This is a genomic window from Streptomyces sp. NPDC032472 (genome assembly GCF_040636955.1).
Classification (GTDB): domain Bacteria; phylum Actinomycetota; class Actinomycetes; order Streptomycetales; family Streptomycetaceae; genus Streptomyces.
Genome location: NZ_JBEZVK010000148.1, coordinates 1 through 7,007 on the forward strand (window position 1 = coordinate 1; position 7,007 = coordinate 7,007).

The window sequence follows — 7,007 nt, forward strand, 5'->3', positions numbered from 1 at the left end:
CGCCGTTGGCCCCGCCGGCGAAGCCCGCGCCGCCCTGCGCCGCGTACGCCGCACCCGCCGGGACCGCCCCGGCCGCGGCGGCCGACCGTATGCCCTCCAGCAGGGCCAGCGAGACCGGAACCAGGGCCAGCCCGGCGAGCAGCCCCTCCGCCGGGAGCAGTCCGCTCCACAGCCCCGCGCACCGCATGCACTCGCGCGCGTGCCGGGCTATTCGCTTGCGCCACAGCGTCGACGGGTGGCCGTCCCAGCCGGCCGTCAGCGCCCGCAGCTCCTCGCACGGCGGCTGCGCCTCCAGCGCCCGTTCCACCACGCGCGCCGACTCCAGCTGCGCCTTCATCCGCTGCACCCGGACCGCGGTGTGCTGCGGGGACAGCTCCAGCGCGGCCGCGACCTCGGCGCGCGTCAGCTCGCCCGCGCACTCCAGCCACCACAGCGACAGCAGCGCCCGGTCGTCGGGCTCCAGCCAGCGGGTCGCCCGGGCCGTCTCCCGCCGCTGACCCTCCAGCTGGAGCCGTACGACCGTCAGGTCGACGAAGTCGGCGCCGGGGTCGGCCAGCTCCCAGGCGGCCTCCAGGCCGCTCTCGCCGGGGGCGGTGCGCCGGGCCTGCCAGTACGCCCGCACCCGGTTCATTGCGATCGCCACGAGCCAGGAGCGGAAGCTGTCGTCGGTGCGCAGGGTGCCCAGCCCGTCGAGCGCCCGCAGCATCGTGTCCTGCACCACGTCGTCCACGTCTACGGAGCCGTTCAGCGCACGTCCGACGATGTTGTAGACGAGCGGCAGGTAGGTGCTGACCAGCTCGTCCTGCGCGCGGGGATCGCCCGCGCGGGCCGCTGCGACCAGCGCTGCCGTGTGCTGTGAAGTCATGTGAGGTTCCCTGTCCGTACCGGCGGTCGATGATGCCCGATACCTGGGAGACCGTCGAGCCGAGGCCGGATAACACTTATCCGGAAGAAGATTTCGAGAAAAATTTCGACGGGCCTCACAGCAGCGGCCCCAGGGCCCGGCTCGCGGCGAGCAGCGCCGGGGCGTACGCCTCCAGTTGTTCGCGGGGGACGAGGAAGGTGACCGTGGTGACGCTGACCCCGCCGACGGGGCGGCCCGAAGCGTCCAGGACGGCGGCGCCGATGCAGCGGATGGCCGGCTCGTTCTCCTCGTCGTCCACGGCGAAGCCGCAGGCCCGGACCGCCTCCAGCTCGGCCAGTAGGGCCTCACAGGTGGTCAGCGTGCGCGGTGTACGGGCCGGCAGGCCGGCGGCGAGCAGCGCCTGAACCTCCGGCGCGGGCAGGTGCGCCAGGAGGGCCTTGCCGATGGCCGTGCTGTGCAGCGGCATCCGCATCCCGGTCCGCGAGGCCGTCCGGAACGGCTGGTCGGCCTCCAGCTTGCGGATGCAGGTGAGGGACTCCCCGGTGTGCAGCGCCAGGTGGACCGTCTGGCCGGTGGCCTTCCGGAGCTCGCCGAGAATGCGCCCGATGCCCGCCGGCTCGTCCGCGCCGACCACCGCGGACAGGCTGCGCAGCCGCGGGCCCGCCCCGTACCGGGAGTCGCTGCCGGGGCGTACGAAGCCCTGCCCGGCCAGCGAGGCCAGGATCCGGAACGCGCTCGACTTGGGCACGGCCGCGGCCGCCGCCACATCGGTGAGCCGGTGCGGCCCGCCGGGCGCGGCGACCGCCTCCAGGATCCGCATCGCCTTCTCCAGCGCGGTGCCCGTCGCCGATGTCCGGCCGGTGCGGGGGGCGGGGCGGTGGCCTGGGTGGGGCCCGGGGCCGGGGCTGCCGTCGGGGCCCGAGTGGTGGTCGTGGGCTTCGTGCGCACCGGTCATGCGGGCTCCAAGGAGTATGGTTCCAGGGGCAGTTCCGTTCCGCTACACGGTATGCCGTTCCACTACGTGGAACGCAGGGGGAGGGGATCGTCTCGTGTCCTGCCATCCGTACGCGGCGCTGGCGGCCCAGCGTCTGCTGCCGGTGCTGCGCACCGCCGACGCGGACGCAGCCGTCCGCCGCACCACCGCCCTCCTGGCCGCCGGCTGCCGGGTCGTCGAGCTGACCACCTCGGTCCCGGGCTGGGCCGGAGCCGTGGCCCGGACCGTCCCGCTCGCCGATGCGCACGGCCGGCCGGCCCTCGTCGGCGTGGGCACCGTCACCGCCGCCGGCCAGGCAGAGGCGGCCCTCGACGCGGGCGCGGCCTTCCTGGTCTCCCCGTACCCGGCCCCCGAGGTCCGCGCGCTGGCCGCCCGGCGCGGGGCCGTCTTCGTCGAGGGCGGCTTCACCCCGGGCGAGATCGCCGCCGCGGTGGGACGGGCGGGAGCTGCCAAGATCTTCCCGGCGCATGTCGCCGGGCCCGGCTTCCTCCGCTCCCTCACCGCGGTCCTGCCCGCGGCGGTGCTCCTCCCGACCGGCGGCATCCGGCCGGCGGAGGTCGGTGACTGGCTCGCCGCCGGGGCGACCGCCGTCGGTGTCGGCCGGGGTCTGCCGGACGATCCGGCGGAGCTGGCCGCGGTATTCGCCGCCCTGGCCGGCCCGTGCTGTGCCGGCTGCGGGGAGCCCCGGGAGCACCGGGAGTCCACGGAGTCCGGGGAGCGTACCGGCCGGGCCCCTCGGACCGAGGGGTACCGGTGACCGCGCCGAAGCGGCCGGCGGTCCCGGCCACGGCCTACGACGTGGTCGTCCTCGGCGAGGTCCTGGTCGAGGTCCACGCCGGCACCGCCCTGCGGGAGGCCGCCGACGGCACCCCCGCCCGCCTCTCCTACTCCGGCGACGCCCTCAACGCCGCTGCCGCCGCCGCGGCAGCGGGCGCCCGCACCGCCCTGCTCGCCGTGGTCGGCGACGACGAGCTCACCGCCCCGCTGCTGCGCCGCGCGGCCGAGCTCGGCGTGGACACCTCCCACGTACGCCGCGCCCCGCGCCCCAACGGCGCCTACCTGCTGGCCGCCGACCCCGACGGCGACCGCGCGTTCGTCTACTGGCGCACCGCGAGCGCCGGCTCCACCCTCTCCACCGGGCACATCGCGTCCTGGCGGACCGTGCTCTCCCGTACGAAGGCCCTGATCACCAGCGGGATCACCGGCGCCCTGTCCGAGAGCAGCCGCGAGGCGGTGGTCGCCGCCGCCGAGACCGTCCACGCCTGCGGCGGCCACGTCTCGTACGACCCCAACCACCGCTCCCGTCTCACGGACCGGGCCGCGGCGCGCAGCCTCCTGGCCCGGGTGGCGCCGCACACCGGGCTGCTGAAGAGCTCCTGCCCGGCGGACGCCGTCGCCCTGGTCGACACCGCCGACCCAGGGACGGCCGCGGTCCGCTACCGCGCGCTCGGCGCCCGCGCGGTCGCCGTCACCGCGGGACCGGACCGCCTGCTCCTCGACGACGGCACCGCCGCGCGCCTCCACTCCGTTCCCGCCAACCCCGATCCGGTCGACGCGACGGGCGCCGGCGACTGCTTCACCGGCACGGCCACCGCCCGCCTCGCCCTCGGCGACGGCCTCGCCGACGCGGTCGCCTACGGCGCGGCGGCCGCCTCCCTGTCGGTGTCGGGCCGCGGCGGCACCGGCCGCGTCCCGTCCTTCTGCGAAACCAGGGCGCTGGCCGCGATCCACCGGGCGGCGACCGGGGCGGCGTAGCACCGGACGTGCACCGTCTGCTGCGGGCTCCAGTGCTGTTCGACGGTGTCCATCAGCTCCCAGCCCAGCCGCTCGTACAGCGCTGCCGCGGCGGCATCGCCGGACAGGACGTCGAGCACCGGATGCAGCCCGTGCCGCTGCGCCTCCTCCACCGCCCGCCCGACCAGCAGGGCGCCGAGGGCGTGCCCCCTGGCCCCGGGGGAGACGAACAGCCGCGTGACCACGGCGGCCGCCTCCGGCGGTGCACCGGTCCGCCCGCTCCACCGGGCGGGGGCCAGATCGCCCGCGCCCGCGTACGACAGGCCGATGTGCCCGACGAGGCGGCCGTCGAACTCGGCCACCCAGGAGCCGAGCAGGGGGCCGTCCGACAGCCATGCGCCGGGGTGCTCGGGCCAGTTGAGGGGGTAGCCGTCGTACCGGTGGACCTCCGCGAGGATGCGCAGGCACGCCTCGATGTCGTCTTCGGTCCTCCGCCGGATGCGCAGTCCCGCCCTCTCCTCCGGTACGCCGGAGCCCTCGGCGACGCTCACTGCGCTTGCTCCGCCCGCTCCGCCGCGGCCCGCTGCTCCGCCTCCCACTCCGCGTCCGCCGCCTCTTCCTCGGCCCGCTTCTGCCACTCCTCGTACTCGGGGTACTCGCGCTCCTCGTACGGCAGGGGATCGGTGACCCAGCCCGCCGCGAGCACCAGGCGGGAGGTGCGGTGGACGGCGAGGAAGCCGAAGGGGCGGTCGAAGCAGACCTCGGCCTGCCGGGTGCGGTAGCGGAACCGGGACGGCGCCCCGGCGCCGGCGCAGGCCGCGACGGCCGTCACGGCCGCGGCCTCGAAGCCCTCGGCGCCGAAGCGGGCCATCGCCGACTGGCGTGCCGAGCCCACGGCCAGGGGGTGGGGGCTGATACCCGGGAAGTGGCCGGCGCCCGTGTCGGAGGCGGAGGCGAGGCCGAACAGGCCGGGGTGGTCGAGGAGATCGTGCTCGGCGGTCACGTCGAAGGCCGTCGTCTGGATGTGGAGGTACGGCTCCGGATCCGGCGACAGGACCGTCCCGATGCGCAGGCCGGGACCCGGGTTCCCCTCGGGCAGCAGGCTCGCGCCGGTGGCCGCGAGCGCGCGGGTCACCACCCCCACCCCGGCGGACAGGACCCGGCCCGACGGCGCACCGGGTGCGCCCAGCACCAGGTGGACGTCCACGCCGCCGTCGCCGACCACCTCGAGGACCGTGACAGGACCCGCCGGGGTCTGCGCCACGCGCACCCGGTCCAGGAGGGTGGTGCTGCGGCGCAGCGCGGTGAGGACCCGTCCGGCCCAGGGACCTTCGGACGGCTCGACGATCCCGTCGCGGAACGGCTGGATCCAGCGCAGCCGCTGGGCCAGCGCCGAGGCGAGCACCAGCTGGGTGTGCGCGGGGGGCGGCGGGAAGACGACCGGCATCCGCTCGACCAGGCCTCCCGTGTGCTCGGCGGCCCAGGCGTCGAGGGTCTTGGCGTCGGTGTCGGGGTCGCCGGTCAGCAGACCGTGGGCGCCGTCCGGGAGCGCGTCCAGCCACCGCTGCTCCAGGGGCAGGTCCTGCAGGGCCCACAGCCCCGTGGCCGTCTGGAGGCCCCGTACGCCGGACAGGTCGGCCAGGAGCTCGCGTGCGGCCGCGGCCGCCGAGTCGGCGGATATGCCGAGGGCTTCGGAGAGTTCCTCGCGGGCCGGGCCGGCCGCGCCGTCGGCCAGGAGGGCGAGCAGGGGCCAGACCCCCACGGCCGTGAGGACCGTGCCGGTGTCGCCGGCGGCGTCGGTGTCGCCGGTGACGGCCTGTTCGGCCCAGCGTGCGGTGAGCCGGTTGACCGCACGGATCGTCGTGTTGCGCATGGTCGGGAGGGTAAGGGACGAACGCCGCCGGGCCGCAGCCGGTTTCGGCGGTCGCCGCCAGGACAGGCTCCGGTGGCCGATGTCGTCGGCGAGGCCGCCGTTCGGTGCGAACTGCACGGCGGCGGGCCGGGCGTCCTGCGGCAGGCGGAAGCTGACGAAGCCGAGCGCCGAGCCGCCGCCCGGGCGGAGGGTGACGGTCTCAGGGAAGGGCGGGCCCGCGGTGGCGCGGAGTTGGAACCGGTGAAGCGGTGGCCGTCGGTGTCCAGCAGGTGCGCGGCGGGCGCGGGGGAGTCGTGGTAGACGGCGGTTCCCGGTGTTCTCCAGCCGGAACTGCACGGCCACGAGCCGATCGGCTGCGGCGGCTGCAGGCACCGCCCCCGCCGGTGTCGTGGGGTCCACCACACGGGTAAGGGTGACGTCAAGCCGCTGACCGGCCCGTTCCCGGCAAGCGAGACGGTCTCCCCGTCTCCGCCGGGCCCGCCGGGGGCCAGCCGGGGCGACCGCCGCGCCCAGCAGGGCCGGGGCCGCCGGCACCAGCGCTGCCAGGACGCCCGGCAGCAGCCGCCGCCGTCGCCGTCGCAGCAGTACGCGCTGCCGCGGCGGTGGAGCTCCCTTCAGCGGACGCATGGCGGAACCTCCTGTCCGGGCGGCCCCCTGCCCACGATCCTCCGCGGCCCCACGTGCCGCCATGCGCGCGCAGCGGCACGCGGTGGCCGCCGCCGGGTAATTGATTGGATCTCCGTGCCGCGGCATGGCATGGTTGGTCTCGCCGAAGGGGTGTAGCTCAGCTGGCCAGAGCGTCGGTCTCCAAAACCGAATGCCGCAGGTTCGAATCCTGTCGCCCCTGCCACGCAACCGCCGAACGCCCAGGCGAGGGCCCCGCCCCCGCCTGGGCGTTCGGCGTTCCCCGAGATGCGCAGGCCTGATCGGGCCGTTCATCCCCCGGTGCGGGGCGGGGGGCTGCGCCAGTCGCGTTTCGAGGCGGGGCTCCGACACGACCAGCTTCGCCGCCTTCTGAGCCGTGGGTCGGGCAACTCCAGCCTCGCCGGCGCTTGAGGCGCGGGGTCTGAGGCGGAGCCCCAGAAGCCCAGCCGGCTTCGCCGCCACCTGGGACGGGGGCCGGCCAATTCAGCCTTGCCGGCGCTTGAAGCGGGGGTCTGGGCAGAGCGCGGTGTGCGGCGGAGCCGGGTTTGCTGGGGCGCCGCCGCCAGACCCCGCGCCTCAATCGCCGGCGGGGCTGAAAGGGCCCACCCCCTGCTTCGAAAGCGAGCGAGGCTGAAGTGGCCCACTCCTCGCTTCGAATGGGGTGGCTCGGCCAGGGCTTGGACGTGGGGGCTGGTGGGCGGAGCCTTCGCTTCGAAGCCCGGGCGGCTTCGCCGCCTCCTGAGCCGTGGGTCCGGCAACCAGCCTCGCCGGCGCTTGAGGCGCGGGGTCTGGGGCAGCGCGCCGGTAGTTCAGCCGGCTCCGCCGACGCCTGGGACGGCGGGACGGCTTGTAGACCGGCAGCGGCTCGTACGTCTCGGGGTCGAACTCGATCTCGG

The 7,007-nt window shown here is 76.1% G+C and carries 5 protein-coding genes, 1 tRNA gene and 1 pseudogene; 3 read left to right on the forward strand and 4 right to left on the reverse strand.

Annotation, left to right across the window (positions count from 1 at the left end; translation table 11 throughout):
- Nucleotides 1-865: sigma-70 family RNA polymerase sigma factor (locus tag AB0F11_RS37070; RefSeq protein WP_362183997.1), on the reverse strand; the 865-nt coding region annotated here is incomplete at its 3' end.
- A 115-nt stretch (nucleotides 866-980) separates the two neighbouring features.
- On the reverse strand, nucleotides 981-1,820 hold the full coding sequence (locus tag AB0F11_RS37075; RefSeq protein ID WP_362184000.1) for an IclR family transcriptional regulator: 840 nt from the start codon (nucleotides 1,818-1,820) through the stop codon (nucleotides 981-983).
- A gap of 94 nt (nucleotides 1,821-1,914) precedes the next feature.
- Here AB0F11_RS37075 and AB0F11_RS37080 point away from each other — a divergent pair, with 94 nt between their 5' ends.
- Together AB0F11_RS37080 and AB0F11_RS37085 are read left to right on the forward strand one after the other, a co-directional pair.
- Nucleotides 1,915-2,616 (forward strand): bifunctional 4-hydroxy-2-oxoglutarate aldolase/2-dehydro-3-deoxy-phosphogluconate aldolase, encoded by a 702-nt coding sequence (locus AB0F11_RS37080; RefSeq protein ID WP_362184003.1) that lies wholly within the window; start codon nucleotides 1,915-1,917, stop codon nucleotides 2,614-2,616.
- Between the two features lie 41 nt (nucleotides 2,617-2,657).
- The gene (locus tag AB0F11_RS37085) at nucleotides 2,658-3,614 is read left to right on the forward strand and encodes a PfkB family carbohydrate kinase (RefSeq protein WP_362184009.1); all 957 of its coding nucleotides are present in this window, start codon (nucleotides 2,658-2,660) and stop codon (nucleotides 3,612-3,614) included.
- Here the strand turns inward: AB0F11_RS37085 and AB0F11_RS37090 are convergent.
- Nucleotides 3,602-4,057, reverse strand: a pseudogene (locus AB0F11_RS37090) (GNAT family N-acetyltransferase); the annotation flags it as partial. The gene AB0F11_RS37085 and the pseudogene AB0F11_RS37090 sit on opposite strands and share 13 nt — an antisense overlap.
- Nucleotides 4,058-4,140: 83 nt before the next feature.
- Nucleotides 4,141-5,466 (reverse strand): serpin family protein, encoded by a 1,326-nt coding sequence (locus tag AB0F11_RS37095; RefSeq protein WP_362184006.1) that lies wholly within the window; start codon nucleotides 5,464-5,466, stop codon nucleotides 4,141-4,143.
- 773 nt (nucleotides 5,467-6,239) lie between these two features.
- Between AB0F11_RS37095 and AB0F11_RS37100 the strand changes: the two genes are divergently transcribed.
- Nucleotides 6,240-6,316 (forward strand) — tRNA-Trp (locus AB0F11_RS37100).
- Nucleotides 6,317-7,007 lie beyond the last annotated feature (691 nt).

Excerpts from the sequence above, each read along its gene's own strand:
- AB0F11_RS37075 (WP_362184000.1), bottom strand. The coding sequence starts at position 1,820 with ATGACCGGTGCGCACGAAGCCCACGACCACCACTCGGGCCCCGACGGC.
- AB0F11_RS37095 (WP_362184006.1), bottom strand. The coding sequence starts at position 5,466 with ATGCGCAACACGACGATCCGTGCGGTCAACCGGCTCACCGCACGCTGG.